This is a genomic window from Palleronia marisminoris (genome assembly GCF_900172315.1).
GTDB lineage: Bacteria > Pseudomonadota > Alphaproteobacteria > Rhodobacterales > Rhodobacteraceae > Palleronia > Palleronia marisminoris.
Map to the genome: position 1 here is coordinate 133,013 of NZ_FWFV01000009.1, position 26,292 is coordinate 159,304.

At 67.4% G+C, this 26,292-nt stretch carries 30 protein-coding genes and 2 tRNA genes; 8 read left to right on the top strand and 24 right to left on the bottom strand.

Features of this window, described 5'->3' with window-relative positions; genetic code table 11:
- Positions 1–3: 3 nt before the first annotated feature.
- From PAM7066_RS14895 to PAM7066_RS14910, 4 genes are all read right to left on the bottom strand, one after another.
- On the bottom strand, positions 4–810 hold the full coding sequence (locus PAM7066_RS14895; protein ID WP_085855026.1) for a PhzF family phenazine biosynthesis protein: 807 nt from the start codon (positions 808–810) through the stop codon (positions 4–6).
- Positions 810–1,481 (bottom strand): DUF533 domain-containing protein, encoded by a 672-nt coding sequence (locus PAM7066_RS14900; protein ID WP_085855027.1) that lies wholly within the window; start codon positions 1,479–1,481, stop codon positions 810–812. The genes PAM7066_RS14895 and PAM7066_RS14900 overlap by 1 nt, the downstream gene beginning before the upstream one ends.
- A 61-nt stretch (positions 1,482–1,542) precedes the next feature.
- A complete protein-coding gene (locus PAM7066_RS14905; protein ID WP_085855028.1) occupies positions 1,543–3,135 on the bottom strand; it encodes an acyl-CoA dehydrogenase family protein in 1,593 nt (530 codons plus the stop codon).
- Positions 3,136–3,216: 81 nt separating this feature from the next.
- Positions 3,217–4,377 carry a LysR family transcriptional regulator gene (locus tag PAM7066_RS14910; protein WP_085855029.1) on the bottom strand — a complete coding sequence of 387 codons (1,161 nt, stop codon included), beginning with the start codon at positions 4,375–4,377 and terminating at the stop codon, positions 3,217–3,219.
- 220 nt (positions 4,378–4,597) lie between these two features.
- Between PAM7066_RS14910 and PAM7066_RS14915 the strand changes: the two genes are divergently transcribed.
- The 7 genes from PAM7066_RS14915 to PAM7066_RS14945 all read left to right on the top strand — a co-directional run bounded on the left by PAM7066_RS14915 (position 4,598) and on the right by PAM7066_RS14945 (position 11,123).
- A complete protein-coding gene (locus PAM7066_RS14915) occupies positions 4,598–5,329 on the top strand; it encodes a PIG-L deacetylase family protein (RefSeq protein ID WP_085855030.1) in 732 nt (243 codons plus the stop codon).
- Positions 5,326–6,276 (top strand): VOC family protein, encoded by a 951-nt coding sequence (locus PAM7066_RS14920; protein ID WP_085855031.1) that lies wholly within the window; start codon positions 5,326–5,328, stop codon positions 6,274–6,276. Before PAM7066_RS14915 ends, PAM7066_RS14920 begins: the two co-directional genes overlap by 4 nt.
- A 1-nt stretch (position 6,277) precedes the next feature.
- Positions 6,278–6,949 (top strand): 4-carboxy-4-hydroxy-2-oxoadipate aldolase/oxaloacetate decarboxylase, encoded by a 672-nt coding sequence (locus PAM7066_RS14925; RefSeq protein ID WP_085855032.1) that lies wholly within the window; start codon positions 6,278–6,280, stop codon positions 6,947–6,949.
- Between the two features lie 19 nt (positions 6,950–6,968).
- Complete coding sequence (locus PAM7066_RS14930; protein ID WP_085855033.1) at positions 6,969–8,018, top strand: 4-oxalomesaconate tautomerase; 1,050 nt, start codon at positions 6,969–6,971, stop codon at positions 8,016–8,018.
- Positions 8,019–8,205: 187 nt separating this feature from the next.
- Positions 8,206–9,186: a Bug family tripartite tricarboxylate transporter substrate binding protein gene (locus tag PAM7066_RS14935; protein WP_085855034.1), complete on the top strand. Its 981-nt coding sequence runs from the start codon at positions 8,206–8,208 to the stop codon at positions 9,184–9,186.
- Positions 9,187–9,192: 6 nt separating this feature from the next.
- Complete coding sequence (locus tag PAM7066_RS14940) at positions 9,193–9,639, top strand: tripartite tricarboxylate transporter TctB family protein (protein ID WP_085855035.1); 447 nt, start codon at positions 9,193–9,195, stop codon at positions 9,637–9,639.
- Positions 9,636–11,123 (top strand): tripartite tricarboxylate transporter permease, encoded by a 1,488-nt coding sequence (locus PAM7066_RS14945; RefSeq protein ID WP_085855036.1) that lies wholly within the window; start codon positions 9,636–9,638, stop codon positions 11,121–11,123. Before PAM7066_RS14940 ends, PAM7066_RS14945 begins: the two co-directional genes overlap by 4 nt.
- 6 nt (positions 11,124–11,129) lie before the next feature.
- Here PAM7066_RS14945 and PAM7066_RS14950 read toward each other — a convergent pair whose 3' ends face one another.
- The 13 genes from PAM7066_RS14950 to PAM7066_RS19035 all read right to left on the bottom strand — a co-directional run bounded on the left by PAM7066_RS14950 (position 11,130) and on the right by PAM7066_RS19035 (position 20,121).
- The gene (locus PAM7066_RS14950) at positions 11,130–12,437 is read right to left on the bottom strand and encodes a mechanosensitive ion channel family protein (protein WP_085855069.1); all 1,308 of its coding nucleotides are present in this window, start codon (positions 12,435–12,437) and stop codon (positions 11,130–11,132) included.
- A 31-nt stretch (positions 12,438–12,468) separates the two neighbouring features.
- Positions 12,469–13,521: a fatty acid desaturase gene (locus PAM7066_RS14955; RefSeq protein ID WP_090929475.1), complete on the bottom strand. Its 1,053-nt coding sequence runs from the start codon at positions 13,519–13,521 to the stop codon at positions 12,469–12,471.
- Positions 13,522–13,532: 11 nt separating this feature from the next.
- Positions 13,533–13,778 carry a hypothetical protein gene (locus PAM7066_RS18710; protein WP_139215029.1) on the bottom strand — a complete coding sequence of 82 codons (246 nt, stop codon included), beginning with the start codon at positions 13,776–13,778 and terminating at the stop codon, positions 13,533–13,535.
- Between the two features lie 250 nt (positions 13,779–14,028).
- A tRNA-Phe gene (locus tag PAM7066_RS14965) sits at positions 14,029–14,103 on the bottom strand.
- An 84-nt stretch (positions 14,104–14,187) separates the two neighbouring features.
- Positions 14,188–14,361, bottom strand: a complete 174-nt coding sequence (locus PAM7066_RS14970; RefSeq protein WP_085855039.1) for a DNA gyrase inhibitor YacG — start codon at positions 14,359–14,361, stop codon at positions 14,188–14,190.
- 4 nt (positions 14,362–14,365) lie between these two features.
- Positions 14,366–15,400 (bottom strand): ribonuclease E/G, encoded by a 1,035-nt coding sequence (locus PAM7066_RS14975; protein ID WP_085855040.1) that lies wholly within the window; start codon positions 15,398–15,400, stop codon positions 14,366–14,368.
- Positions 15,397–15,987, bottom strand: coding sequence for a Maf family protein (locus PAM7066_RS14980; protein ID WP_085855041.1), 591 nt, complete (start codon positions 15,985–15,987; stop codon positions 15,397–15,399). The genes PAM7066_RS14975 and PAM7066_RS14980 overlap by 4 nt, the downstream gene beginning before the upstream one ends.
- A gap of 75 nt (positions 15,988–16,062) precedes the next feature.
- Entirely contained in the window at positions 16,063–16,281 is a 219-nt protein-coding gene (gene infA / locus PAM7066_RS14985) for a translation initiation factor IF-1 (RefSeq protein WP_007205486.1), read from the bottom strand.
- 92 nt (positions 16,282–16,373) lie between these two features.
- Positions 16,374–16,835, bottom strand: coding sequence for a UPF0262 family protein (locus PAM7066_RS14990; protein ID WP_085855042.1), 462 nt, complete (start codon positions 16,833–16,835; stop codon positions 16,374–16,376).
- Between the two features lie 71 nt (positions 16,836–16,906).
- The gene (gene hisD, locus PAM7066_RS14995) at positions 16,907–18,205 is read right to left on the bottom strand and encodes a histidinol dehydrogenase (RefSeq protein WP_085855043.1); all 1,299 of its coding nucleotides are present in this window, start codon (positions 18,203–18,205) and stop codon (positions 16,907–16,909) included.
- Positions 18,206–18,231: 26 nt separating this feature from the next.
- Entirely contained in the window at positions 18,232–18,696 is a 465-nt protein-coding gene (locus PAM7066_RS15000) for a DUF2948 family protein (protein WP_085855044.1), read from the bottom strand.
- Positions 18,693–19,961 (bottom strand): UDP-N-acetylglucosamine 1-carboxyvinyltransferase, encoded by a 1,269-nt coding sequence (gene murA, locus PAM7066_RS15005; RefSeq protein WP_085855045.1) that lies wholly within the window; start codon positions 19,959–19,961, stop codon positions 18,693–18,695. The genes PAM7066_RS15000 and murA overlap by 4 nt, the downstream gene beginning before the upstream one ends.
- 10 nt (positions 19,962–19,971) lie before the next feature.
- Entirely contained in the window at positions 19,972–20,121 is a 150-nt protein-coding gene (locus PAM7066_RS19035; RefSeq protein ID WP_175484682.1) for a hypothetical protein, read from the bottom strand.
- A gap of 125 nt (positions 20,122–20,246) precedes the next feature.
- On the opposite strand from PAM7066_RS19035, the gene PAM7066_RS15015 reads away from it, so the two are divergent.
- Positions 20,247–20,321, top strand: a tRNA-Thr gene (locus PAM7066_RS15015).
- A 71-nt stretch (positions 20,322–20,392) separates the two neighbouring features.
- On the opposite strand, the gene PAM7066_RS15020 is transcribed toward PAM7066_RS15015, so the two are convergent.
- The 7 genes from PAM7066_RS15020 to PAM7066_RS15050 form a co-directional block, all read right to left on the bottom strand.
- Positions 20,393–21,016, bottom strand: a complete 624-nt coding sequence (locus PAM7066_RS15020) for a helix-turn-helix transcriptional regulator (protein ID WP_085855047.1) — start codon at positions 21,014–21,016, stop codon at positions 20,393–20,395.
- 157 nt (positions 21,017–21,173) lie between these two features.
- Entirely contained in the window at positions 21,174–22,001 is an 828-nt protein-coding gene (locus tag PAM7066_RS15025) for an acyl-homoserine-lactone synthase (RefSeq protein ID WP_085855048.1), read from the bottom strand.
- Positions 22,002–22,100: 99 nt separating this feature from the next.
- Positions 22,101–22,802, bottom strand: coding sequence for a LuxR family transcriptional regulator (locus PAM7066_RS15030; protein WP_085855049.1), 702 nt, complete (start codon positions 22,800–22,802; stop codon positions 22,101–22,103).
- Positions 22,803–22,941: 139 nt separating this feature from the next.
- Positions 22,942–23,838 (bottom strand): substrate-binding domain-containing protein, encoded by an 897-nt coding sequence (locus tag PAM7066_RS15035; protein ID WP_085855050.1) that lies wholly within the window; start codon positions 23,836–23,838, stop codon positions 22,942–22,944.
- A 52-nt stretch (positions 23,839–23,890) separates the two neighbouring features.
- Positions 23,891–24,703, bottom strand: coding sequence for an ABC transporter substrate-binding protein (locus PAM7066_RS15040; protein ID WP_370738098.1), 813 nt, complete (start codon positions 24,701–24,703; stop codon positions 23,891–23,893).
- 30 nt (positions 24,704–24,733) lie between these two features.
- A complete protein-coding gene (locus PAM7066_RS15045) occupies positions 24,734–25,489 on the bottom strand; it encodes an ATP-binding cassette domain-containing protein (protein WP_085855052.1) in 756 nt (251 codons plus the stop codon).
- Positions 25,482–26,189 (bottom strand): ABC transporter permease, encoded by a 708-nt coding sequence (locus PAM7066_RS15050; protein WP_370738099.1) that lies wholly within the window; start codon positions 26,187–26,189, stop codon positions 25,482–25,484. Before PAM7066_RS15050 ends, PAM7066_RS15045 begins: the two co-directional genes overlap by 8 nt.
- Positions 26,190–26,292: the final 103 nt, after the last annotated feature.

Consider the following 26,292-nt stretch of genomic DNA (forward strand, 5'->3'; position numbering starts at 1 on the left):
CCGCTAGAGGGTCAGGCGCCCCTCCATCACGCGCACGGCCTGGCCCGAGATGGTCACCGCGCCGTCTGCCGCTTCGGCGCGGATTAGGGACGGTCGTCCCATGTCCTCTCCCTGGTGGACCGTCAGGCTCAGCGTCCCGTTCCCAGCCAAGTAGAGGGCGAGCGCCGTCGCCGCGCTGCCGGTCGCGGGGTCTTCGGGGATGTCGTCGAGCGGCGCGAACATCCGGGCGTGGATCGTGTCGCCGTCCCGGACATAGGCGTAGATCGCGAAGTCGAAGGGCAGCGGGTAGCGTGCCGCCGCCTCGCGAAAGGCGTCGAGGTACGGCCGCGTGCGAGACAGTGTCGCGCGATCCGGCACCTCGACCAAGGCGAAGGGCAGGCCGGCCGAGGTGACCGTGGCCTCCGTGATCGTCTCGATCGACAGGCAGCGCGCCATGAGCGCAGCGTCGGGTGCATGAAGCACCTCCAGCGCCGTTTCTCGCCGGAACGAGGCGATGCCGTCCACCACCCGCCCCGGAACCGGGCCGACACCGGTGCCGAGCGTCACCTGCTCGGGCGCACCCTCGTCATGCAGCGCGACCAGCGCGCCGATCAGGGGGTGACCGGCGAAGGGGATCTCCTGCGTGGGCGTGAAGATGCGGGTGCGCACCTCGCCGTCCCCGGGAAGCAGGAAGGTCGTTTCGGAGAACCCGAACTCGCGCGCGATCGGCTGCATCAGCGCAGGGTCGAGGTTCACGGCATCGGGAAAGACGGCAAGCGGATTGCCCCCGAATGGGCGGTCCGTGAAGACGTCATAGACGAGGTAGCGCATCACAGCGTGTAGAGCGGCGGCTTGCCTTGCGCCTCATGGATCTGGTTGACCACGCGCTGCTCGAGATCCATGGCGCGGGCCAGCCGGTCGAGATACTCGGCCTCGGCGCGATTGTCGGGCTGGATGGCGATGACCGAGGCGGTGTAGACCTCGATCTCATGGCCCTCGGGCGTGTCGCGGGCGAGAGCTTCGGGGTCGACGGGTTCGGCCATCTGCCGCTCGATAAATGCGGTCTCTTCCGGGTCGGCATCGCCGACCACCTCCATCAGGGACTTCCGCTCGGCCGCGTCGATCTCGCCATCGGCGCGCGCAGCCTGGATCATCGCCCGCAGCATGAGGCCCGATACCTGCTCTTCTTCCGGCGTGTCCTCGGGGGTCTCGCGGGTGGTGTCCAGCAGCCCGCGCATCTTCTGCGCGCCCGAGGCGCCACTCGCGGTCCCTGCAAGTCCGTTCAGAAGCCCCGCGATATCGGTGCGCCCGCCCGAGCCGGTATCGGCGATGCCGAGCTGGCTCAGCAGGCCGCCGAACCCGCCCGAGCGGGTGGTGCCTCCCTTGGAGCCGGACAGCTTGCGGCGCACCCCCTCGATCCCGCCGGCCTTCTCGAAAGCCTGCACGCCCTTGGCGGCGGCCATGGCCAGCGCCATTTGCATCGCGACGTTCTTGAGTTTCATGCCCGGAGCCCTCCGTTGCGGGTTTCTCCAGATGTGGCGTGCGCGGCCCGATGCGCAAGCGTCAGCGTGGCAACCGGCCAATCAGCGCCGCCGTGTCGAGGCCCGTGACCGACCCCGGCAGCAGGCCACGATCCGCACCGAGGCGGCTGGCGGCATACCCCTCGGCCACGGCGGCTGGCGCGGTCTGGAACAGAGTAGCGGCAGTGAGAAGACCCGCGAGCCGTTCCGCGTAGTAGCGCGCCTCGGCCTCGTCGGGCAGGGCGGGCCAGCGATCCCGGAACGCGGCGAGGGCGGCGTCGTAGGCGCGATCCCCCGCAGCATCGCGCAGGGTGGCGTCGAGCGCCTCGCGCGCGGCCTCGTCCCGGGCGAGTGTGCGCAGGATGTCGAGGCAGATGACGTTCCCCGACCCCTCCCAGATGCCGTTCAGCGGCGCCTCGCGGTAGAGCATGGGCATCGGCGTTTCCTCGACGTAGCCCATGCCGCCCAGCACCTCCATCGTCTCGGCGATGACCGTCGGCGCCCGCTTGTTGGCCACGAACTTCGCGAGTGCCACGCCCACGCGGGCCAGCGGGTCGCCCTCGTCGAAGGCGCGCGCCACGCGCAGGCCGAGGGCCGTCGCCCCCTCCCAATCCAGCGCGAGGTCGGCGAGGACGGCGCGCATCAGGGGCTGGTCGATCAGCCGGCGCTGGAAGGCCGAGCGTCCCTCGCACCAATGCGCCGCCTCGGCCAGGGCCGCGCCCATCAGGCCCGCCGGCGCCAGGGCCGTGTCGAGACGCGTGTGGTGCACCATGCGGAGGATCGCCTTCACGCCCCGACCAGGCTCGCCCACCATCTGCGCGAGCGCGCCATGATACTCGATTTCGGCCGAGGCATTGGCGTGGTTGCCCAGCTTGTCCTTCAGCCGCATCAGGTGCACCCCGTTGCGCGACCCGTCCTCGAGCCAGCGGGGCACGAGGAAGCAGGACAGGCCGTCATCGGTCTGCGCCAGCGTCAGGAATCCGTCGGACATGGGCGCCGAGCAGAACCACTTGTGCCCGGTCAGCCGCCACATGTCCCCCTCGGGCGCGGCGCGGGTGGAGTTCGCGCGGACGTCCGAGCCGCCCTGCTTTTCGGTCATCGCCATGCCGAGCGTGGCGGCGCGCTTGGCCGACAGCGGAGCGACCGAAGGGTCGTAGCCGGGGGTGGCGAGCTTCTCGGCCCAGTCGTCGATCCCGGCTTCGGCGAGGGCAGGGACGCCCGCATGGGTCATGGTCATGGGGCAGCAGACGCCGGGCTCGACCCCGCTCATAAGGTAGACCATCGCGGCGTGAGTGACGTGCCCGCCTGCCGCGCCCGACCACGGAAGAGAGGCGTAGCCATGGCCGAGGCCCAGGGACATGAGGTCGTGATAGGCGGGGTGGAAGCGCACTTCGTCCAGCCGGCGACCGTGGCGGTCGAAGATCACGGGTTCGGGCGGGACACGCCGGGCTTCGGCGGCGAGGTTCCAGGCGGCGGACAATGCAGTACCGAAGCGCGCAAGATGCGGGCAGTCCGCGCCTTGGGCCGCTGCATGGGCGGCAAGCGTGGGGTCGCTTCCGAACGGGTCGCGGGGTGCCGCGCGCGCGGGTTGGTTCGTCACCTCGTGCGTGGACAGTCGATCCTCGGGCCTGGTCATGGTGCACCTCCGGTTTGGAGACTAGGCGGGTCCGGGCAGCGCGGGAACCCGCGGCATCGCATCTGCCGTGCGGGAAAGGGGTCAGCTGGCGGGCGTGCGAAGCAGCTCGAGAAGGCGCGCCTGTTGGCGGGTGGCGACCCAGCTCCCCCGGTATGCGAGGCCGATGGGGCGGTTCGGCCAAGTGGCATCCACATCGATTTCGGACACCAGCCCCTTCGCGATCTCGGCCTGGGCCTGCAGCGCGGAGATGCAGCCCAGGTGGCGACCATGCGCCAGGATCTCGCGCATGAGAAGGATGGAACCGGCCTCGATCACGTTTTGCGGGGCGTTCTCGCCGAACCACGCATCGAAATGGACGCGGGACGGGGTGCCGCTGCGGGGAACGACCCACGGCACGCCGTGAAGGTCGGCGCGACCCAAGCGAATCGCGTCGACGAGGGGGTGGGTCGGACCGGCGATCACGGCGAGGCGGTCGTCGAAGAGACGCTCCTGCACCACGTCGCCGATGGGTGCGGGGTCCCGCAGGGCGCCGACGATCACGTCGAGATCGCCGCGCCGCAGTTCGGTCAGCAGCTCGTCGTAGAGGCCGTCCACCACCCGGATGCGCTGCTGCGGGCGCTCGGCATGGAGGATCGCCAGCGCGCGGGGCAGAAGGACCGAGCGCGCCATGGGCAGCGCTCCGATCACGATGCGCCCGGCGACCCCGCCGTCGAGCTCGGCCAGGTCCGCCTCGGCCAGCTCGAACTCGCGGAAGGCCAGCAGGGCGGCGCGGGCCACGGTCGCCGCTAGCCGCGACGACGTCATCCCGAAGCTCGTCCGTTCGAAGAGACGGCGACCGGCCTCGCGCTCGATCTGGGCGACGGCGCGGTGGACGGTCGGCTGCGCATGCCCGAGGCGGCGGGCGGCGAGGGTGTAGTTCTCGGTCTCGTGGAGGGCGATCAGCGCTTGCAGCTGCGCCCGCGTGGCCGTGAGCTTCAGGCGGGGCGAAACGTCGGCGAGCACGGGGTCGAGGATCGCGAAGGCGCGGGACAGGCGCGCGGCCAGCGCCTCGCCGCGGGGAGTGACGAAGAAGCCGGCGCCCGTGCGCTCGAACAGCATCCCGCCGCTGACGCGTTCGAGCTTGCGGATCGCCTGCGTGACGGCAGGCTGCGAGACGTGGAGCCGCGCGCTGGCCCGGGTCAGCGACCGCGTCTCGGCCACGGCGAGGAACAGCCGCAGATGGCGCAGGTTCGTCGCGATCATCGGCCTTTAAGCGCGTTTCGGCGCGGATCGGCATGGCCAGGGCGCCTCGCGGCCGCTGCGGGAATGTCTGTCACGTTACCTCCATCAACCGGAACAGTGCCACGGGGGTTGTGGCGCCAGCCCCTATAGCTTCATCTTATACCTGTGCACGGGCTTCGGAATGGACCTCTGCCCGGGTCGCATGGGATGAACGGTCCCACGCCGTCGAGAGGAGAACAGCATGACCGCCCCGAAAACTGCCCTAGTCATATCGGCCCATGCCGCCGATTTCGTCTGGCGATGTGGTGGCGCAATCGCGCTGCACGCGCAGATGGGCTACGAGGTCACCGTCCTGTGCCTGACCTTCGGCGAGCGCGGCGAAAGCGCCAAGCTGTGGAAGCAGGAGGGGATGGACCTTCAGACCGTGAAGGACGTGCGCCGGAAGGAGGCCGAGAACGCCGCAAAGGCGCTCGGGGCCGAGATCGTCTGCCTCGACAAGGGCGACTATCCGCTGGAGCTGGACCGACAGGACAAGGACCAGATCGTCGACGTCATCCGGCGCGTACAGCCGTCCTTCATGATGAGCCACAGCCAGTACGACCCCTACAACACCGACCATTCCTACACGACGCAGATCGCGCTGGAGTGCCGGATGATCGCGCAGGCCTGGGGCCACAAGCCGGGCGAGAAGGTGCTGGGCGCGCCGCAGCTTTACCTGTTCGAGCCGCACCAGACCGAGCAGATGGGCTGGAAGCCGGATACGTTCCTCGACATCACGCCGGTCTGGGACAGGAAGCGCGCCGCGATCGAGTCCATGGAGGGGCAACACCACCTCTGGGACTACTACACCCGAGTCGCCGAAAACCGCGCCAATCACTTCCGCCGCAACTCGGGCGGTCAGGCCGGCGGGCGTGAATGCAAGTATGCCGAGGGCTTCCAGTCGATCTTCCCGCGCACGGTGGACGAGCTATGAACCTGATCCATGACATCGCGCATCTCGGCCACATCGAGATGCTGACCGACAAGTTCGAGGAAAGCCTCGACTTCTTCACCCGCGTCTACGGGCTGAAGCTGTCGAGGCGGGATGGCGACAGCGCCTACCTGCGGGCCTGGGACGACTACGAGTACCACACGCTCAAGCTGACCCGCGCCGACCGCACCGGCGTCGCCCATATCGGCTACCGCGCCGCCAGCCCCGAGGCGCTGGAGCGTCGGGTCGCGGCGATCGAGGCTTCGGGCTACACGACCCACGGCTGGAACGAGGGCGACGAGGGCCACGGGCGGGCCTTCCGGTTCGAGGACCCGTTCGGCCACGTGTTCGAGATCTACTACGACACTCGCTGGTACACGGCAGAGGGTGACGACGCGCCCGCGCTGAAGAACACTGCCTCGGCCTTCACCGGGGCGGCGCCGCGCCGGCTCGACCACCTGAACCTCCTGGCCGCGGACGTGACAGAGTTCCGGCGCTTCATGGAGACCTGCCTGGGCAGCCGCGTGACCGAGATGATCCAGCTCGATAACGGCCGGATCGGCGGCTGCTGGTTCACCGTGAACAACAAGACCTACGACCTCGCCTGTGCCGAAGAGCACGGCAAGGGCAACGGCCGCCTGCACCACGTCACCTACGCCACCGATCAGCGCGAGGACATCCTGCGCGCTGCCGACATCTTCCTGCAGAACGGGGTCCACATCGAAACGGGCCCTCACAAGCATGCCATCCAGGGGACGTTCTTCCTCTATGTCTGGGAGCCCGCGGGCAATCGCGTGGAGCTGGCCAATTCCGGCGCGCGGCTGATCCTCGCCCCCGATTGGGAGCCTGTCATCTGGACCGAGGCCGACCGCAAGAAGGGCCAGGCCTGGGGTCTGAAGACGATCGAGACGTTCCACACCCACGGCACTCCGCCGGTCGAGGAGGACTGACATGGCAAAGGTCGTGCAGAACGTCGAGCGGGCGGACGGCGCCGTTGTCGACAAGCTGGGGCAGGCCGGTGTCGCCACGGTCCACGAGGCCCAGGGGCGGATCGGCTGCCTGCAGTCGTACATGCGCCCGATCTACGCGGGCGCGCAGATTGCGGGCAGCGCGGTGACGATCAGCGCGCCTCCGGGCGACAACTGGATGCTGCATGTCGCCATCGAACAGTTGCAGGAGGGCGACGTCCTGGTGCTGGCGCCGACCTCGCCCTGCGACAACGGGTATTTTGGCGACCTGCTGGCGACCTCGGCCATGGTGCGGGGGTGCCGGGGGCTGATCATCGACGCCGGCGTGCGCGATGTGCGGGACCTGACGCAGATGGGCTTCCCCGTCTGGTCCAGGGCGATCAGCGCGCAGGGCACGGTGAAGGAGACGCCGGGCTCGGTGAACGTCCCCATCGTCTGCGCGGGCCAGATCATCGAGGCGGGCGATGTGGTGGTGGCCGACGATGACGGGGTGTGCGTCGTCCGCCGTGCCGATGCCGCCGCTGTGCTGGAGAAGGCGGAACAGCGGCTCGCGAAGGAGGACGAGAAGCGCCAGCGCCTCGCCTCGGGCGAGCTCGGCCTCGACATCTACGACATGCGCGGGACGCTGGCCGAGAAGGGCCTGAAATACGTCTGAACCGGAAAGGACCGACGGGATGGATGGACTTCCCTGCCTGTGGATGCGCGGCGGCACGTCGAAGGGGGCGTATTTCCTGGCCTCGGACTTGCCCACAGACCGCGCGGCACTCGATGATCTGCTGCTGCGCGTGATGGGCTCGCCCGATGCCAACCAGATCGACGGGATCGGCGGGGCCGACCCGCTGACCTCGAAGGTGGCGATCCTGTCACCCTCGACCCGGGACGATGCGGATGTGGACTACTGGTTCCTCCAAGTGTTCCCCGACCGCCCTCTCGTCAGCGACGCGCAGGGCTGCGGCAATATCCTGGCGGGCGTCGGCCCCGCCGCGATCGAGCGCGGACTGGTCGGGGCTACCGGCGACGAGACGAACATCCGCATCCACATGGTCAATACCGGCGAGGTTGCCACGGCCACGATCCAGACCCCGGGCGGGCGGGTCCGCTATGGTGGCGATGCCTCGATCGACGGGGTGCCGGGCCGCCACGCGCCGATCCCGCTGATGTTCGACGACGTCGCGGGGTCGATGTGCGGGACGCTTCTGCCCACGGGCCACGAGGCGGACGAGATCGAGGGCGTCTCCTGCACCCTCATCGACAACGGGATGCCCTGCGTCGTGATGCGCGCGGACGCGTTGGGGATCACCGGGCGGGAAGGGCGAGAGGAGCTCGAGGCCAATGCCGACCTCAAGGATCGGGTCGAGGCCATTCGCCTGAAAGCCGGCCACCTGATGGCCCTAGGCGATGTGTCGGACAAGTCGGTGCCCAAGATGTTCCTCGTCAGCCGCGACCCGGGCGGCGCGGCGCTGATGACCCGCAGCTTCATCCCCCACCGCGTCCACGCCACCATCGGCGTCTTCGCCGCGATCACCGCCGCCACCGCCGCGACTCTGCCGGGCAGCCCCGCCCACGAGGTCGCGCAACTGCCCGAGGGAACGACGTTCCGCATCGCTCATCCCGGTGGCGCCGCGGATGTGCTGATCGAGCGCGACGAAGCGGGTCGGGTCATCCGTACGGGCACGCTGCGGACGGCGCGCAAGCTCTTCGATGGACGCGTTTTCCCAAGATGACGGCAGAACCCCCTGATCCCGGGCTGACGTCACCCCCTTGGCACGTCAATTGCTGAACGCGACGGTGCGGGGGATCATCTGCACGCTGTAGCCCTGGTCGCTGTGGACCCGCCTGCCGGCGACCAACAAGATTGAAACCCCGTCCTCGTCGTGCTCTGTGCGGAGAACCATTCAGGAGGGGACCACCATGACGATCATTCTGACCCGCCGCGCCGCACTGTCCTGCGCCGTTGCACTTGCCGCCTTCCCGGCCCTCGCGCAGGATGCATGGCCGACCGAGCCGGTGCACGTTTTCGTCGGCTTCCCGGCCGGCTCTTCGCCCGACACGCTTGCGCGCATCATCACCGAGCCGCTTGCGCAGCGCCTGGGTCAGCCGGTCGTCGTCGAGAACAAGCCGGGCGCGGGTGGGGTGATCGGGGTCCAGCAGATGCTCGCCTCCGCCGGAAACGGGCATACCTTCGGCACCACGATCAACGGCCCGCTGACCACAGCGCAGCGGCTGATGGACGACACCGGCTACGACGTCGGGGCGGACATCGCGCCTGTGACGCTGATCGCAACGTCGCCGCTGGTACTGGCGGTTTCGGCCGATTCGGACATTGGCGACCTCCAGGGCTTCGTCGATGCGGCGGGGGCAGAGCCCGAAGCGCTGACCTATGGCTCGGTCGGGCAGGGGTCCGGTGCGCACCTGACGGCGGAGCTCTTCGCCGATGAAGCCGGCGTGAGCATGCTGCACATCCCCTTCACCAGCTACGCCGAAGTCACGACCTCGATCATGGGCGGCGAGATCGACGCGGGCTTCATGGCGCCGTCGGCCGCCATGCCCCATGTCGAGGCTGGCAACATGCAGATGCTCGGCATCACCTCGGCCGAGCCCTTCCCGCAGGCGCCCGACGTGCCGGTGATGGCCGGGCAGGCGGGCCTTCCGGACGATTTCCGGGCCGAACTCTGGAACGCGTTCATCGCGCCGGCGGACACCGACCCGGCGGTAATCGAGCGCCTGAACACCGAGTTGAACGAGATCCTCGCCGATCCCGAGGTTCAGGAGAAGCTGCTGGCGATCGGCTGGAAGGCGGCGCCCGGGACGCCGGCCGACCTTGAAGAGCGCATCGCCACGGATACCGAAATGTGGGGCGCGGTGATCGACCGGGTTCAGGACAGCCAGTAAGCCGGAATGCGGCGCGATTGGCCCGATATCTGGGGTGGGCTTGCGCTGGCGGCCGTGGGACTCTCTGCCTGCGGCTGGGCGCTGGCCTACTATGACCTCGGCACCCTCCGTCGGATGGGGCCGGGGTTCTTTCCCACCGTTCTGGGAGCGATGCTGGCGGCACTCGGGCTGATCGTGGCGCTTCCCGCGTTGCGCCGGACCGGCGTGCCGTCGCGCGTTCAGCCTTGGGCCGCGGCGGCGGTGCTGGCGTCGATCGTGATCTTCGGCCTCGGGTTGTCGCGCCTGGGGCTCGTTGGTGCGACCGCAGCCTCGGTGCTGGTCGCCAGCCTTCCGGCGCCGCAGCCGGGCTGGACGTGGCGTATGGTGCTGACATTGGCCGTCACCCTGCTGACGGTCCTGGTCTTCAGCTTCGGGCTGCGGATGACCCTGCCGCTCTGGCCGCGCCTGCCATGACGACCTGGGAGGGGCTGCTCTACGGCATCGGGTTCGCGATGCAACCCGGGGTGCTGATCTACTGCATCCTCGGCGTCGTTCTTGGGACCTTCGTCGGCGTTCTGCCGGGGATCGGAGCGATGGCGGCGATTTCGCTTCTGCTGCCGGTGACCTACTACATCACGGCCGAAGCGGCGCTGATCATGCTGGCCGGGGTCTATTACGGCGCGCAGTATGGCGGCGCGGTCGCCTCGATCCTGATGCGCCTGCCGGGCACGCCGCAATCGGCGGTCACCGCCCTGGATGGATATCCGATGGTGCGCGAGGGTCGGGCCGGGGTCGCGCTGTTCGCGGCGATGGCCTCGTCCTTCGCCGGGTCGGTCATCGGGATCATGGTGCTGGTGATGCTGGCCGAGTGGCTATCCCGCGCCGCAACCGCGTTCGGAGCGGCGGATTACGCGGCGATGATGATCCTGGGCCTCGTCGCCGCCTCGACCATCGGGACGGATCAGTTCGCCAAGGGCTTCGCGATGGTCACGCTGGGGCTGCTTCTGGGCTGCGTGGGAACGGACGTGAACTCGGGCGTGCAACGCTTCACGTTCGGACAGACCGAGTTCCTGGACGGGATCAACCTCGTCGCCCTCGCGATGGGGCTGTTCGGAGTGGCCGAGGTGATTGCCAATGTCCGGGACCCGGACCGGCAGGGCGTGGTCGAACGCATCGGGCTGCGCCGGCTGTTGCCGGGGCGCGACGATCTCCGCCGCATGGGCTGGCCTACCCTGCGGGGCGGCGCACTCGGCAGTTTCTTCGGCGCGTTGCCGGGCACGGGCTCCACCCTGTCCTCGTTCCTGAGCTATGCCATGGAACGGCGGGTCGCGCGGGACCCGTCGCGGTTTGGCAAGGGCGCCGTCGAGGGCGTCGCGGGGCCGGAATCGGCGAACAACGCGGCCGCGATCACGGCCTTCGTGCCGACCCTGACGCTGGGGATTCCGGGCGATCCGATCATGGCGCTGATGCTGGGCGCGCTCGTGATCCACGGCATCCAGCCGGGCCCCCTGATGCTCGAGGCGCGGCCCGAGATGTTCTGGGGGCTGGTGGCCAGTTTCGGGATCGGGAACCTGCTGCTTCTGATCCTCAACTTGCCGCTGATCGGGATCTGGGTGGCGATGCTGCGGATTCCGTTCCGCTGGCTCTACCCTGCGATCCTGGTGTTCGTCTGCCTCGGCGTCTACTCGGTCCGGGGGCTGACCTTCGACATCATCGCGGTCGCGGGGATCGGGTTGGTCGGCTACCTGCTGGCGCTTGCCGCGTTCAGTCCGGCGCTTTTGCTGCTGGGCTTCGTCCTCGGCCCGCTGATCGAAACGAACCTGCGCCGCGCGCTACTGATCTCGCGCGGGGATCCGATGGTGTTCCTGGAGCGTCCGATCGCGGCAGGGTTCGTCGTCGCGACGGCGGCGCTGCTTCTTCTTTCGCTCTGGCAGGCCTGGCGGCGCAGGACTGCGTAGCGCACCCTACTCCTGCGGGGCGTCACCGCTGAGCAAATCGGACTTGTCGCGCCGTTCGGCGGCGACGATGGGGGTCAGTGCCTTCTTCTCGGACGGATGAACGATCAGCGCATTCTGCTGGGCCCGCGGCGGGGAGGGCTTCGCTGAACGGGGCGCGGCCGAGGGAACGGAACCGGTTCCTTCGAGGCGGATGCGATATGTCGTGTCCGGGATGGCCACGCCGGCGGCCTCGATCGCGGATTTCACAAGGCGGATGGCGTCGCCGCGGGCGGTCGGGAACCCGGTCTCGTCCTGATTGATCCAACCGGTTATCCGCAGGACGGCGCCGGCCTCGGTGATGTTCTCGATCCAGACCAGCGCCTCGGGATCCGAGAGAACGAAGGGCAGGGCCTTCAGCGTGTTTTCGGCAAGGAGACGCGTCGCCTCGAGATCCGCTTCAGGGTCGATGCCGATGTCGAAGACGAAGCGGCGGGCAGGGTTGCGCGTGTAGTTCACGATCCGGCCCTTGAACACGACGGAGTTCGGGATGCGGACGTGGTTGCCGTCCAGCGACAATAGGATCGTGGCGCGCGAGGTGAGGCGGATTACCTGACCCACGTCGCCCTCGATCTCGACGAGGTCATTGGGCCGGAACGGCTGGCGCAGGCTCAGCATGATCGAAGCGACGAAGTTCTCGACCGTGTCGCGAACCGCGAAACCGATCGCGAGGCCGACGATGCCGGCAGCGCCCAGGATCGTCCCCAGAAGAGCGGTCGCGCCCAGTAGATCGAGCGCGATCACCACGCCGGCAATGACGCAGGCGACGCGGACGGCCTGAGCATATATCCCGGCGATGAATGCGTTCGGCGCCAGTCGGTTCCACAGCGGCGCGCGCGCCAGGAGAAACCCGAGGACTACGACCGCAGCGAAAACGGCAGTGGCCAGTGCCAGCAAGGGAAGCCGCGCCAGTACCTGGTCGAACCGTGCGCGAAACCTCACCAGCACCGGATCCAGCTGTTGGGCGAGTTCGTCAGTCGCGGCGAGTTCGTTCCGCACAGCCACGACTCCGTCTAGCCGATCGGCGATCCCGGCCACCTGCTCGATTGCGGCTGGATCGGCAACGCTCCCCGACAGGGTCACGACCCCGGCCTCGACCGACACCGCGATGTCGTCGAGGTCGAGGGCCGAGAGTATGGCGCGAAGCCGGGCGGCGATTGGGGCGTCGGCGGGCGCATCCTCGACCGCGACGGGGCTTGACGCAGGCGCATCTTCCTGCGCGGAAAGCTGCGGCCCCCAGGCGGTCAGGAGACAAATGAGAAGGAGGCGCCTTGCCATCGCAAACACGTGCGGCGCACCCATCCCGCCCTCAGATGGCCTTCGCCTGCGCGAAGGAGACGAGGCGTCGGCTTTTCTCGTCCCAGAGCTGAAGCCCCACGGTCCTGAAGCTTTCGCGGATGGTGAGGCGTTGCGCCTCGTTCAGCTCGGGGTGGTCGTTCAGGATCTCGGGTAGGCGGTAGAACGGCACCCGGCTTTGCAGATGGTGCACGTGATGCACCCCGATATTGGCCGAGAACCACCGCAATACGCCCGGAAGGATATAGTGCGAGCTGCCATGCAGGGCCGCGTCGTGAAGCTGCCAGTCGGGCTCTTCGTCCCAGCTGGTCTCTTCAAACTGGTGCTGCACGTAGAAGAGCCAGATCCCGATCGAGGCCGCGACGACGGTCGTGGGCAGGAAGACGAAGACGAGCGGTGCTACCCCGCCGAAATAGGCGATCGCGCCCAGGACGAGGAGCATCATCAGGTTGGTGCCCATGGCGCTGGCCCAGTATTTCCAGCCCGAGCGCATCAGACCCACCGGCAGCCGGTTGGCGAGGAGGAACACGTAGCTCGGACCGAGGCCGAACAGCACCAGCGGATGCCGGTAGAGCCGGTAGCGCAGCCGCCCGAAGCGCGAGAGGCCGCGATATTCGTCTACCGTCAGCGTCAGCACGTCGCCCATGCCGCGCTTGTCGAGATTGCCGGCAGCGGAATGGTGATGTGCATGTGCACGGCGCCAGACATTGTACGGTGTCACCGTCAGCACGCCCAGCGACCGCCCGACCCAGTCGTTCACCGAGCGGTTCTTGAAGAACGACGCGTGCCCGCAATCGTGCTGGATCAGGAACAGCCGGACCAGGAAGGCGCCGTTCAGAGCGGCGATGGCCGTGGCGAGGGCATAGCTGACGGACAGGCTCCACCACGCGAGCGCCCAGAGGGCGACGAAGGGCACGAGGGTAATGAGGAGCTCGACTGCGCTGCGCAACCGCGACGGTTCGCGGTAGTTCGCAAGAAGACGCACCCAGCTGCGGGCGTCCCGTTCTTCATGAGCGGAGGCTGCTTGCGCAGTGGCGGGGTCGGGCGTCGGAACGGAATCGTGGATCAAGGGGTCAATCAGCTCGTAGGTTTCGGCTTCGAGGAAGCCTTTTTTCGCGGGGTCTTTTTCGGGGACGACGCCTTTTGCGCCTCTTCGTTGATCTTCGCGTTGGCGTCTCTTTCGGCGCGCGCCGCGCGGAGGCGGGCCGTCTTGGCTTCGCGTGTTGCGGTCTCGCCTTCGATGATGGCTTTCACGAACGTGTTTGTGCTCTCAGCCTTGGTCTCGGCTTTCGACGGGCGGAATACAGTGTTTTTGTTCACCAAGGAAGTGCTCCATCTGTGACGATCGTGAATTTGCGGTAGGGGTGCCGCCGTCGCGCATAGATGAGCGGGGCCTGCTGGCCAGACGGGCCGAGGCCGCAATATGTCAGTGCCTTCCATGAAGTGGAGTGCGCGCGCCATCTGGCAAGGGCAAAGCGTTGCGGAACACGGCGTTGTGCGACCCTCTGCACATCAGAGACCGCACGCCGACATACGATAAACCATGAGCGTGACAACGGCTCGCCGTTTGAAGTGGTGCCCGGGGGCGGAATCGAACCACCGACACGAGGATTTTCAATCCACTGCTCTACCCCTGAGCTACCCGGGCACGGGCACGCGGCGGAGACCGCCGGCGGGGTGGCGCTCTCTTAGACGGCCTGAGCGGGAGGGTCCAGAGGGCGCAGACAAAAAATCAGTGCTCGAGCGGAGGATCCTGGCGCGCATCCTCTTCCCATGCCTCGTCATCGTCCGCCGGGATCGCATAGCTGCCTGTCAGCCAGCGGCCGAGGTCGATATCGGCGCAGCGGGCCGAGCAGAAAGGGCGGAAGCGATGGTCGGATTCCTTGCTGCAGATGGGGCAGGACATCGGTTTAGCCTTCGAAAATCCGGTGAAGCGGCAGGCGCTCTCGTTTGCGCTGCAGCTCGAAGTGGCCGAGAGGCGTCCATCCGGCGAGCACCGTGTCTACCGGATCGGTGCGGAAGGCGGCCCGCAGGACCTGCTCGATCTGGCGGCGGTCCTTCTTGGGGGCCGGGGCCATGTCGATGACGATCTGCCCACCCAAGCCTCGGCAACGAAGCGCGGCGGGCAGGGCGCGCGCTGCCGCGATGTCGGCCTTGAGGCCGGCCGCCAACGAAGCGTCGGCGCCGGTGTTCACGTCCACCGCGACAAGAGCGCGCGTGGGCTCGATGCTGATCCAGTGATCGCCGGAAAGGTTCACGCGGGGCTGGCGCAGGTCCTCGATCATCTCGTCGATGCCATGCTCCGCGAAGTTGCCAGGCTCGGTATGCAGCGCGTCGGGCAGGGGCCATTCCCGCCAGGCCTCGGTATGGGGGTCGGAGCCGTCGACCAGAAGCAGCGGCTCGCGGCTCTGATCCTCGGCGACCTGCCGGGCGAGGTCGGTCATGGCCACGATGTCGGCGGCGATCTCGTCGAGGTTGCCCTCGGCGGCGGCCGAGCGGAGGATCAGGCCGATCTCACCGGGGGGCCCCAGCGTGTCGTGGGCGAGTTCCAGCAGGCCGTCGCGCAGATCGTCGTCGCGGATCTGGCGCGAGACGTTGAAGCCGGGCTTGCCGGGCGTCGCGATGGCGAAGCGGGACTTGAAGAGCGGGCGGTCCGTCACCGGAACGGCCTTGCCGGCCTCGGCGTAGCCCGTCACCTGCACCTGCAGGCTTTCGCCGGGACGCAGGCCTTTTGCGCCCCGAAGGTAGGCTGTGCCCTCGGGCAGGTTCAGCATGGCGCCGCCCTGGCCCTTCAGCACCCTGTCCACCGTGGCACGGTAGATCGCGCCGGGCAGCGGCGTGCCCTCGTCGGGCGCGACGAGCAGGTCGTCGAGCAGGCCGTCCTTCATCCTTGCCGCGGCGAGGCGACCGGCGAAGGTGTCGAGATGGATGGTCGTGCCCTTCATGGTGCCTCGAACGGGGAGATCCCGGTTGCGGAAAGGAGAGCCGCGGTCTCGGCCAATGGCAGGCCGACCACGGCGGAAAACGAGCCGCTGATCCACGGGATGAAGACCGAGGCCGGACCTTGGATGGCGTAGCCGCCGGCCTTGCCCTGCCAGTCGCCGGTGGCGATGTAGCCCTCGATCTCGGCCTCGGTCAGGCGCTTCATGCGGACCGCCGTGACCACGTCGCGGGCGCGCATCGTGTCCCGGTAGCGGACGGCCACGGCGGTGACCACGGTGTGGCGTCGGCCCGAGAGCGATCGCAGAAACGCACGGGCCTCGTCCGCGTCGGCGGGCTTGCCCAGGATCGTGCGGCCCCGCGCAACGGTCGTGTCGGCCGTCAGCACGACCTCGTTGTCGCCGATCTCGACCGCCACGGCTTTTTCGGTTGCCATGCGCAGGCAGTAGGGCCGGGGCAGTTCGGCTTTGCGAGGTGTCTCGTCGATGTCCGGGGGACGGATGTCGTCGGGCGTCAGGCCGATCTGGGCCAGAAGCTCCAGCCGGCGGGGCGAGCCGGAACCGAGGATCAGGCGTGGCGGGGAAGCGGTCATGTCGGCACCCGGTCGTGCGAAGGGGCGACGGTCGCTGCTCTCGTGGCGAACGGCAGACCTGCGCGGCGCGCCGCCTTACTTGAAGCGATAGTTGATCCGGCCCTTGGTCAGATCGTAGGGGGTCATCTCGACCTGCACCTTGTCGCCCGCGAGAACCCGGATGCGGTTCTTGCGCATCTTGCCTGCCGTGTGCGCGATGATCTCATGGCCGTTTTCGAGCTCGACCCTGAACGTCGCATTCGGCAGGAGTTCCTTCACGACGCCCGGAAATTCGAGTAGCTCTTCCTTGGCCATGGTCACTCCGTGATTGCCATCCGCCGGATTTGGCGAACGCGCAGTAGATGGGGCCAAACTGGCCCGGAATCAAGCAAGATAACGCATCTGCGTCAGTCGCGGGTGCCGATCGTACAGATCAGGGTGAAGAGCCGCCGTGCCGTCGCGTTGTCCACAGAGACGTGGTCCGACAGCCGCGCGCGCAACTGGCGGGCGGCCTCGTCGTGGATGTCGCGGCGGGCAGTGTCGATCTGTTCGATGCGGGCTGGGGGCAGGGTTCGGACTGCCTCGACATAGGTGTCACACAGGGCCCGGTAGTCCTTCACAGCCTGGTCGAGCGGGCCAAGGGACAGGCGGAAGGTGCCGGTTTCGCCATCGGGGGCCGTCCAGTGTAAGACGATGCGCCCCGCCTCGGCGCCGAGCCGCAGCGCGTAGGGGCCGGGGGCGGCGCCCTTCACCTCGAAACAGTTGGACTCCTGCAGGTCGAAGACGGCGACGCGTCTTTCCTGCTCGAGTTCGGGCGACGGTGCCGCAAGCCCCGTTTCGTCGAGTTCTATCTTGCTCAGACATGTCATCGGTTCATGGTCCCGTCGTCCGGGTGAACCTCCCTGACACAAGGCATATCACATCCGGGGCCGCGGTCATATCAGTTCATCGTGTCGAGCCGGGCGCGGACGCTGAGGCCATGGGCTTCCAGGCTTTCGGCATTGGCGAGCGTTTCGGCCGCAGGACCGATCGCCTTCAGCGAGGCGGGCGTCATCCGTGCCATCGTCGTCCGCTTGAGGAAGTCCATGACCGACAGCCCCGACGAAAACCGCGCCGAGCGCGCGGTCGGCAGGACGTGGTTGGGTCCGCCGACATAGTCGCCGACGGCCTCGGGCGTCCACTTGCCGAGGAAGATCGCGCCCGCATGAGTGATGTTGGCGGCGAGCGGATCGGGCTCGCTCACGCAGAGCTCCAGGTGCTCGGGCGCGATCCGGTCGGCCAGCGCGGCGGCCTCGCCCAGATCGTTGACGGTGATGATGGCGCCGTAGTCGCGCCACGAGGCGGCGGCAATGTCGCGCCGCGCAAGGGTCTGAAGCCGCGCCTCGACCGCCCGAGCGACCTGTTGCCCCAGCTTTGCGCTGGTGGTGATGAGGATCGCCTGCGCGCTCTCGTCATGCTCGGCCTGGCTGAGAAGGTCGAGCGCGATCCAGTCTGGATCGTTGTCGGCGTCGGCGATCACAAGGATCTCGGAGGGTCCGGCGATCATGTCGATGCCGACCCGGCCAAAGACCCGGCGCTTGGCGGCGGCGACATAGGCGTTGCCGGGACCAGTGATCTTGTCCACCGGGTCGATCGTCTCGGTCCCGTAGGCCAGTGCCGCGATCGCCTGCGCGCCGCCGACGCGGTAGACGGCATCCACACCGGCGATCCGGGCGGCCAGAAGGACAAGCGGATTCACCTTGTCGTCGGGCGTGGGCGCGGTGACCACAAGGCGCTTGACGCCCGCCACCTTGGCGGGGATCGCGTTCATCAGAAGCGACGACGGGTACGAGGCAAGCCCCCCCGGCACGTAGAGCCCCGCGGCCGAAACCGGGGACCAGCGCCAGCCAAGGGTCGCGCCGCTCTTGTCGGTCCAGCTTTCATCCTTGGGCATCTGGCGTTCGTGGTAGGCGCGGATGCGCTGCGCGGCGAGCTCCAGCGCGGCCCGCTCGGCCTGGGGAACGGCGCGCGCGGCGGCGTCGATCTCGGGCCCCGTGATTTCGATCCGGTCGGGCGTCAGGGTGAAGCGGTCGAAACGGGTCGTCAGGTCGCAAAGCGCCTCGTCGCCCCGCGCGCGCACATCCGCGATGATCGCAGCGACCGTGTCGTCCACGTCGACGGAATCCTCGCGCTTCATCGTCAGAAGATCGGCGAAGCGGGTATTGAAGTCGGAATCGTCGGTCGAAAGCAGCTGGGGCATGGGGGATCTCCGGCCGGGGCGGCGGGTCAGTCGAGGCCGTGATCGGGGAATTTGCCCGACGGCGCATGATAGGGGCGGGTCACATCGCGCAGGGTGACCTCGAGCGCCTCGACCGAGAGCGCGATGGCGCCGTCCCCGGCGAGGGTGATCATGACGGTGCCGGTTCCGTCCTCGCCCGGCTCCATCGTCACCGACAGCACCGCGCAGACAAGGTCGCGATCTTCGCGCTCGATCCCGGAGGTGCGCACGGCCATCACGTCCTCGACCACGAGGACTGTTCGCACCCGCTCGACCTCGGCCGCGTCATCCTCGCGGCGGAGGCGGTTCAGAAGCAGGCCGAAGCGGCGTTGCACGTGGTCCCACCGCATCTCGGTCACGGGAAGGACAGCATCCTGCACCAGCGACGACACGACAGCGAGGTCGTCGAGGTCCAGCGCGCGCAGGCGGAGGGGGCCGCCCTGCGCGTCCTCGAAGCGGGCGTCTTCGGTCATGGGCCCTGCACCCGCTCGATCTGCGCACCCACGGCGCCAAGCTTGTGTTCGACCTGCTCGTAGCCGCGGTCGAGGTGATAGACCCGGTTGACCTGAGTCGTGCCCTTGGCCGCCAGGCCGGCAAGGATCAGCGACACGCTGGCACGCAGATCCGTCGCCATCACCTGCGCGCCCTTCAGCCGATCGACCCCGGTGACACGGGCGGTGCCGCCATGGACCTCGATCCGGGCCCCCATGCGAGACAGCTCGGGCGCGTGCATGAAGCGGTTCTCGAAGATCGTCTCGTGCAGGGTCGAGGTGCCCTCGGCCGTGCATAGCGCTGCCATCATCTGCGCCTGCAAGTCGGTGGGAAAGCCGGGGTAGGGCGCCGTGCTGACATCCACGGCCTTCAGCAGCCCGTTTCGGCGCGCGACCCTGATGCCGTTCCCGGTCTCTTCGACAAGGATGCCGGCGGCATCCAGCCGCTCGCAGAACGCCCCGAGCAGGTCGATCCGGCCGCCGAGGCACTCGACCTCGCCGCCCGCGATGGCGGGGGCCAGCATATAGGTGCCAAGCTCGATCCGGTCGGTCACGACGGGGTGGGTCGCGCCGTTCAGGCTGTCCACGCCCTCGACGGTGATGGTCGAGGTGCCGTCGCCCTCGATCCGCGCACCCATGCGGCGCAGGCAGTCGGCAAGGTCCACGATCTCGGGCTCGCGGGCGGCGTTCTCGATGGTGGTGGTTCCCTTGGCCAGCGTCGCTGCCATCAGGACGTTCTCGGTCGCGCCGACCGAGACGAGCGGAAACTCGACCTTTCCGCCCTTGAGGCCGCCGGGCGCCTTGGCATGGACGTACCCCTCGCTGAGGTCGATCTCGGCTCCCAGGGCCTCGAGCGCGCGCAGGTGCAGGTCCACGGGACGCGCGCCGATGGCACAGCCGCCCGGCAGCGAAACCTCGGCCACGCCGCCACGGGCGAGAAGGGGGCCCAGCACCAGGATCGAGGCCCGCATCTTGCGCACGATCTCGTAGTCTGCGCGGTGGCTGGTCAGGTCATGCGAGGACAGCGCCAGGACGCGACCGTCCTCCTGCACATCGACCTCGACGCCCAGGGACCGCAGAAGCGCCGTCATCGTGATGATGTCCGACAGCCGCGGCGCGTTTGTCAGCGTCAGTGGCGCCTCGCTGAGCAGCGTGGCGGGCATCAGCGTGAGACAGGCGTTCTTGGCCCCGGCGATGGGGATCTGCCCGTTCAGCTCGTTGCCGCCGGTCACGACGATCGAATCCATGCCTGTTCCCCTAGCTCTGTTCCTCGTCCGCTGCCTCTGACGCGCGCGCCTTCGCTTGCGCCTTGCGACGCTGGATGTTGGCCTTGAGCGCGGCCTTCAGCCGATCCTCCCGCGTCTCGCGCGCGGATTTCTCGGTCTCTGACGGCTTCTTCGCGGACATGCGCCCGACATAGAGCACGCACCCCTGCGGGTCCAGTTGCCGCGGCCCGGTCGGGTGGCGCAAAAATCTGCGCCCGACTACTTGCATGCCCGTCCGGTTCCGTCTAGTGACCCGCCACCGAGAATGCTGCCGTAGCTCAGGGGTAGAGCACTCCCTTGGTAAGGGAGAGGTCGAGAGTTCGAATCTCTCCGGCAGCACCATCGGTTCAGCCTCACATCGCAAGCCTGTTTCACCTCTGGCAGACGCCTAACCGGGACGTCGCCGCCGGTCGTCAGATGAGGTTGTAGTCTTTCGCCCGCTGGATGGCCTCTGCGTTGGTGCGGGCGCTCAACTTTTCACGGATCGAACGGAAGCGGATCTTCAGGGCCGAATCCGATATTCCGATGAAAGCTGCGGCCTGCTTCATCCGCATCCCCGCCGCGACGCATTCGATCGCCTCGCGCTGCTTGACCGTCAGTTCCAGCTCGCAAGGGAGAAGCTGGTGGATGTGCCGGCCCAGGTTGTCGAGCGTCTCCAGCTCGTCGGCTTCAAGCTCGCGATCAGCCCGGGCGACGCTGACGATGCTGCGACAATCCTTCGGTCCAAGGGATATCGACGCGCCGAACGGCAGCCCGAAGCCTGCTGCGCGTTCCATGATGCCATAGGGGTCGGGAAGATCGGGGTTCGACCAGCGGATCGTTCCGACATGCTCGATACACCACCCGATGATGGGATCCCGCAGGGCGTAGCCGTTGGCGTTGTAGTGCTCGATCCATCTCTGCGGGTACGTACGCTCGATCAGGCGGCATGACAGACCGCGCAGGTGCAGCATGACCGCGTATCCCGCCGGGCCGATCTTCTGAAGGCTTCGGACGCTTCGATCCAGCCCTGCATCCGGTGCAATTTCGCGGTTCATGTCTGTGGCCGGCAGTCCGTGTTCAACATCACAAGGGTAGGCTACCCGAACGATAGGGGCGGCACCAACACATCCGCAACACGAAAAACCGAACACTTACTCCCGCCTCTCGAATCGGCGGCGCGCAAATCCTGCGATCTGCGCGCCGCGATCACGGTCAGGAAACGCTCGAGAGGGCAGGGATCGGCGGCCGGCTGGCAACGAGGCCGCGGGCGTAAAGCTCGTTCCATGTCCGCAGTGCCGCAGCGCGGTCTCGCGCAGTGTCGGCCTCGGCGAGTTGCTCTTCCAGATAGCTCTGCATCTGCGCGTCGGTCGCCTTCTCGGCCTTCGCGACCGGCGCCGCGTCCGAGAAGCGGCGGGCCTGGCTCTCGTTGGCGAAGACGTCGTGGTCGATGCCCGAGAACTCGCGGACACGCGCGATCCGCTCGGGCGTGCAGTCCAGCAGGGCCGCCATTGCCGGGACCTTGCCCATCTGCGTGGTCTCGCCCAGGTAGTCGTATGGCGCGTTGTTCGAGCGCTTCAGCACCTTGTTCATGATCGGGTCGATCACGGTGACGATGTCGCTGATCCCCGAGGTCATCGCCCATTCCAGCGACCCGATCATCAGCTCGCTCGTCGCGCCCGAGATCGTTCCCGGGCCACGGCCGAGGCCCAGGCGTTTCGTGTCGACGCAGAAGCGCGTCGATTCCCACACAGTGGGGCTTCTCAGCGGGGCCTCTCCGCCAAGGATGGCGCTGAAGACGTCGGCCAGCATGTGCGGACCGGTGGTCTGCAGCGCCCTGACGCAAGAGACGACCTCGCCATCCTCGTTCACGCCGATGACGTAACCGGGGTCGAGGGCGTCGAATTGATCGACCTCACGACCATTCTCCACATGGACGTCCCACCCGAGGCGTCCTCCAAACACCTGTGCCCGCAATTGGAACATGCGATCGAGCAGGCCGGAATACTCATGTCGGTTGAGCGCATCGACGATGATGATCATAGCGAGTTCTCCCAGATTTTCTGAGAGATTGATCGCCAATTACCAGGGCATCAGCAATTGGGGGAATCCCGTAGAACGCGAGCGAGGCGCGTCGCGCCGTCACTCAGGGTCGATCAGCCTGGCCTTGATGCCCCTTGCGACCGCCTGCGCCGTCGTCAGCGCGGCAAGTTTCGTGCGGGCGGATCGCAGATGCACCTCGACGGTCCGGTCCGAAATCGCGAGGATCGAACCGATGTCACGCTGCGTCTTGCCCACCGCGATCCATTGCAGGATTTCCACCTCACGAGCGGACAAGGTCGGCCTGATGCCGGGGTGAGGGGACGCAAACGCCCGAACGACGTTGTCATGGACATGGACCGCCGCGACCTGCAGTTCGGGGACGACCCGCGCATATGTCCGCGCCCACGCATCCGCGGATCCGGACATCGAAACGCTGAGCATCCCGATATCGCCGAACGGTCCCCTGACGGGAACGGTAACGCCGTTCCGGGGGATGCCGAAATCCATCGCCCGGTCGAGGAACCGATCATATTCCTCGGACCGAGGGATGCGGCTCCAATCGACTGGCGCGATGCTCCGGCTGGCCAGGTGGAGAGTCGCATCCCCCTTGGCCAGGTTGTTTTCCCGGTAGTGGCGCACCCATTCCTCGGGATAGGTGACGAAGCCCCGGATATCTCCCTGCGATTGGTCCATTCCCGCATATGCGGCATGCTCGAGTCCGAGCCGCTCGCACAGCTTGACCAGGAAATCCTGCAGTGTTGCGCTGGAGGTTTGCTCCAGCCCGATGTCGATAAGGGCCATATGAATTCATCGCCGTTCGGTCCGGGTCCCTCCGGACAAGCTATGGCGCCCCTCCCACGAATCGCCACCATCTGAAGCATGAAGTAGCTTTCCGCATCGCGCAATGACGGAGGGATGGCCGCGACGCTCCGCCTTCGCGCTAAGCGTTCCAGACGACGGCGCCCAACCCGGTGATGTCGTAGCCGCCATAGGCTTCGGCGCGCGCCCTGAACGCGTCCGACGCAAAGAACGTCATCAGCGTTTGCATCGGAGGCTCGAACCACGCTTTCCGGTCCACGATAAGCGCAAATTCCTCTTCCACGATCGGCACGAAGTCAAGTCCGTAACTCTTCGCCACTGCCTCGAGCCCGAAGGCCGCGTCGGCCTCGCCGCGGCGCACCGTCTCGACGGCTTCATCCTCGGTTCGGGCCACTTCAGCCACATCGAGGCTGGACCGGTCGAGCCCCTCGCGAGCAGCCAGATTCCGGAAGAGCGTGTCGGTCCCCGAGCCCGGCTGCCGGGGCACGATGCGGCGGCCCGCAAGATCGCACAGGCCCGATGGCGCGGGTACGTCGGAGCGAACGACAAGCCCCCTCCGTCTGATGGCGAAGTTCACGAGCACCGCGTTCTGTCCCGCGGCCGCACTGGAAACTGCGGGCGCATTCCAGCTGTCCGTCAGCTCATCGTGGATATGCAGACCAGCCGCGACGCCCTCGCCTTGCCCGAACCGCTCCAGACCGTCCATCGAGCCGTCGTGGAACGTCGCCAGCCCGCAGCGCGAGCGCCTGATCGCCCAGTCGAGCAGCGGGTCGTGGCTGCCGAGCATGATGGGCGGGCGCTCCGTGTGCTCGGCCGCTGTGCCGGGGCCGCCCGATTTGGCGCGTTCTATCCAGGCGCGAATGTCGTCCGAAGGAAAAAGAAGTTTGCCTGTCGCACGCGAGCAAGGCACTGCGCCCGAAGCGGCCAGATCATAGACCTTGCGCTCTTTCACGCGCAGCAGCTCAGCCAGTTCCTTGACGGTCAGGAACTCGTGGTCCGGGAAGGCGGTGTCGGTCATGGGATGGCCTCAAGTGATGTGGGACGGCCATGCTCGGCCGCCCCGATCTTTCTCAGTTCGAAGGGGCGTTGGGGAAGAAAAGCTGCTGTTCCGCGACCGTGTAGGAGGCGATGGCCGCCTGGCCCTCGTCCGAGATCAGCCAGTCCGCGAAGGTCTGGGCCGCCTCGGCGTTCACGCTGGGGCAGTGCTCGGGGCTGACCGGGATTACGCCATACTGATTGAACATGTCCTCGTCGCCCTGCACCTGGATCTCGTAGTCCTGCTTGTTGTCGAAGCTGATCCACGTTGCGCGATCCGTCATGACATAGGCGCCCATGCCGATGCCTGCGTTGAGTGTCGCGCCCATGCCCGATCCGGTTTCCCGGTACCACTCGCCGGAGGCCTCGGTGGGTTGGACGCCTGCGTCGGACCAGAGCGCCATCTCTTTCTTGTGCGTGCCGGAATCGTCGCCGCGCGAGGCGAAGAGCGCGGTTTCCTCCGCGATCTTCGACAGCGCAGCCTGCACGTCCTGCGTGCCGCCGACACCGGCCGGGTCGGCCTCGGGTCCGACGATGACGAAGTCGTTGTACATCAAATCGGTGCGGCTCGTGCCGTAGCCAGCCTCGACGAAGGCCTCTTCGGCGGGCTTGGCATGGACCAGCAGAACGTCGCCGTCACAGTTCTCGGCGTTCTGGATCGCCTGACCGGTGCCGACCGCCACGACGTTGACCTGGATGCCCGTCTCTTCCTCGAACATCGGCAAAAGGTAGTCATAGAGGCCGGAGTTCGCCGTCGATGTCGTGGACTGAACGATGATGGACTGGTCCTGCGCCAAGGCGGCTCCGGCCAGGAACGTCGCGGCCGTGGCTGCGCCAAGTGTCTTCATCTGCATGTGGCTTCTCCCTTGGTTGGTCCGTCAGACGACAATTCTGCCGTTCAGGTAGTCCCGGGCGGCCTGGCTCTGCGGCTCGGGGAAGAAGTCGGCGGCACGCGTGTGTTCGGCGATGCTGCCGCGTTGAAGGAACAGGACGTCATCCGCCAGGCGCCGCGCCTGTCCCGTGTCATGGGTCACGAAGACGATGCGCACGCCGCGGTTGCGTGCGTCGCCGACGATGGCTTCGATGGCCAGCACCGACGCAGGGTCGAGGCTGGCCGTGGGCTCATCCAGAAACAGCACCTCCGGATCGGTTGCCAACGCCCGCGCCAGCGCCAGCCGCTGAGCCTCGCCCCCCGAAAGGAGGCGCGCGGGCTGGGACGCCTTGTGGCTCAGCCCCACGTGGTCGAGCAGCGCATCGCGGCGGCCCGCGTCCTTGCGACGAGCCTTCAGGACGAAGTCGATGTTGGCCGCCACCGAGCGACGCAGCAGCACCGGCTTCTGGAACACGAGCGCCTGCCGGTCCGTCACCGTATTCGCGGCATGGCCGCCCCAGTCGACCCGACCTGCGCTCGGCTGCATCAGGCCGTGCAACAGTTTCAGCAGCAGGCTCTTCCCCGACCCGTTCGGCCCCATGATCATGGTGCAGCCGGTCGCGCCGAGGTCGAAGCTCACCCCGTCCAGAACAACTTCCTCGCCGAAGCGCAGCACAAGATCGCGCACCGCAAGCGGCAGGATGGGGGCAACCTGCGCTCGCAGCGCCACGGCCTGATACAGGGTGGCGGGAACATCAGACATACGCTTGCTTCGCAGCCGTCATGCGCACCGACTGGACGGCTGCGTTCACGCCCAGCGCAATGACCAGAAGAATGATTCCGAGCGCGAGCGCGAGCGCGAGGTCTCCTTTCGAGGTCTCGAGCGCGATGGCCGTGGTCATCACCCGCGTCAGATGATCGATATTGCCGCCCACGATGATGACCGCCCCGACCTCCGCCACTGCACGGCCGAAGCCCGCAAGGCCAACGGTCAGCAGCGAATAGCGCGCATCCCAGAGCAGCGCCTGCACGGTTTGCAGCTTCGTCAGGCAGAGCGAGCGGAACTGTTCGGCATATTCGGCGTGCAGGTCCTCGAGCACTTGCCGCGACAGCGCCGCGACGATGGGTGCGATCAGAATGGTCTGCGCAAGGATCATCGCGGTCGGCGTGTAAAGCAGGCCAAGAAAGCCCAGGGGACCCGAGCGTGACAGGTGCAGGTAGACCAGCAGCCCTACGACCACGGGCGGCAGCCCCATGAGCGAGTTCATCACGATCAGCACCGCATTGCGCCCCCGGAAATGTCCCGTGGCAACGAGCGCGCCGATGGGCAGGCCGATCAGGCACGCCAGCCCTGTCGCCGTCAGGCTGACACGGAGCGACAAGAGCACGATCTCCAGCAGATCGGCGTCCCCGGAGAGCACGAGCTGGAATGCGAGGCCGAACGCGTCGCCCATGGTTTGCAAAGTCTCCGGCAACTTCGTAAATTTTGCTACACTACGACTGTAGGACACTCGTGAGCCGGAGATCAAGGCTGGCCAAGTGGGTGGAGTTGGGTCAGGATCCGAG

Excerpts from the sequence above, each read along its gene's own strand:
- PAM7066_RS14895 (WP_085855026.1), bottom strand. The coding sequence starts at position 810 with ATGCGCTACCTCGTCTATGACGTCTTCACGGACCGCCCATTCGGGGGC.
- PAM7066_RS14900 (WP_085855027.1), bottom strand. The coding sequence starts at position 1,481 with ATGAAACTCAAGAACGTCGCGATGCAAATGGCGCTGGCCATGGCCGCC.
- PAM7066_RS14905 (WP_085855028.1), bottom strand. The coding sequence starts at position 3,135 with ATGACCAGGCCCGAGGATCGACTGTCCACGCACGAGGTGACGAACCAA.
- PAM7066_RS14910 (WP_085855029.1), bottom strand. The coding sequence starts at position 4,377 with ATGATCGCGACGAACCTGCGCCATCTGCGGCTGTTCCTCGCCGTGGCC.
- PAM7066_RS14915 (WP_085855030.1), top strand. The coding sequence starts at position 4,598 with ATGACCGCCCCGAAAACTGCCCTAGTCATATCGGCCCATGCCGCCGAT.
- PAM7066_RS14920 (WP_085855031.1), top strand. The coding sequence starts at position 5,326 with ATGAACCTGATCCATGACATCGCGCATCTCGGCCACATCGAGATGCTG.
- PAM7066_RS14925 (WP_085855032.1), top strand. The coding sequence starts at position 6,278 with ATGGCAAAGGTCGTGCAGAACGTCGAGCGGGCGGACGGCGCCGTTGTC.
- PAM7066_RS14930 (WP_085855033.1), top strand. The coding sequence starts at position 6,969 with ATGGATGGACTTCCCTGCCTGTGGATGCGCGGCGGCACGTCGAAGGGG.
- PAM7066_RS14935 (WP_085855034.1), top strand. The coding sequence starts at position 8,206 with ATGACGATCATTCTGACCCGCCGCGCCGCACTGTCCTGCGCCGTTGCA.
- PAM7066_RS14940 (WP_085855035.1), top strand. The coding sequence starts at position 9,193 with ATGCGGCGCGATTGGCCCGATATCTGGGGTGGGCTTGCGCTGGCGGCC.
- PAM7066_RS14945 (WP_085855036.1), top strand. The coding sequence starts at position 9,636 with ATGACGACCTGGGAGGGGCTGCTCTACGGCATCGGGTTCGCGATGCAA.
- PAM7066_RS14950 (WP_085855069.1), bottom strand. The coding sequence starts at position 12,437 with ATGGCAAGGCGCCTCCTTCTCATTTGTCTCCTGACCGCCTGGGGGCCG.
- PAM7066_RS14970 (WP_085855039.1), bottom strand. The coding sequence starts at position 14,361 with ATGTCCTGCCCCATCTGCAGCAAGGAATCCGACCATCGCTTCCGCCCT.
- PAM7066_RS14975 (WP_085855040.1), bottom strand. The coding sequence starts at position 15,400 with ATGAAGGGCACGACCATCCATCTCGACACCTTCGCCGGTCGCCTCGCC.
- PAM7066_RS14980 (WP_085855041.1), bottom strand. The coding sequence starts at position 15,987 with ATGACCGCTTCCCCGCCACGCCTGATCCTCGGTTCCGGCTCGCCCCGC.
- infA (WP_007205486.1), bottom strand. The coding sequence starts at position 16,281 with ATGGCCAAGGAAGAGCTACTCGAATTTCCGGGCGTCGTGAAGGAACTC.
- PAM7066_RS14990 (WP_085855042.1), bottom strand. The coding sequence starts at position 16,835 with ATGACATGTCTGAGCAAGATAGAACTCGACGAAACGGGGCTTGCGGCA.
- hisD (WP_085855043.1), bottom strand. The coding sequence starts at position 18,205 with ATGCCCCAGCTGCTTTCGACCGACGATTCCGACTTCAATACCCGCTTC.
- PAM7066_RS15000 (WP_085855044.1), bottom strand. The coding sequence starts at position 18,696 with ATGACCGAAGACGCCCGCTTCGAGGACGCGCAGGGCGGCCCCCTCCGC.
- murA (WP_085855045.1), bottom strand. The coding sequence starts at position 19,961 with ATGGATTCGATCGTCGTGACCGGCGGCAACGAGCTGAACGGGCAGATC.
- PAM7066_RS19035 (WP_175484682.1), bottom strand. The coding sequence starts at position 20,121 with ATGTCCGCGAAGAAGCCGTCAGAGACCGAGAAATCCGCGCGCGAGACG.
- PAM7066_RS15020 (WP_085855047.1), bottom strand. The coding sequence starts at position 21,016 with ATGAACCGCGAAATTGCACCGGATGCAGGGCTGGATCGAAGCGTCCGA.
- PAM7066_RS15025 (WP_085855048.1), bottom strand. The coding sequence starts at position 22,001 with ATGATCATCATCGTCGATGCGCTCAACCGACATGAGTATTCCGGCCTG.
- PAM7066_RS15030 (WP_085855049.1), bottom strand. The coding sequence starts at position 22,802 with ATGGCCCTTATCGACATCGGGCTGGAGCAAACCTCCAGCGCAACACTG.
- PAM7066_RS15035 (WP_085855050.1), bottom strand. The coding sequence starts at position 23,838 with ATGACCGACACCGCCTTCCCGGACCACGAGTTCCTGACCGTCAAGGAA.
- PAM7066_RS15040 (WP_370738098.1), bottom strand. The coding sequence starts at position 24,703 with ATGAAGACACTTGGCGCAGCCACGGCCGCGACGTTCCTGGCCGGAGCC.
- PAM7066_RS15045 (WP_085855052.1), bottom strand. The coding sequence starts at position 25,489 with ATGTCTGATGTTCCCGCCACCCTGTATCAGGCCGTGGCGCTGCGAGCG.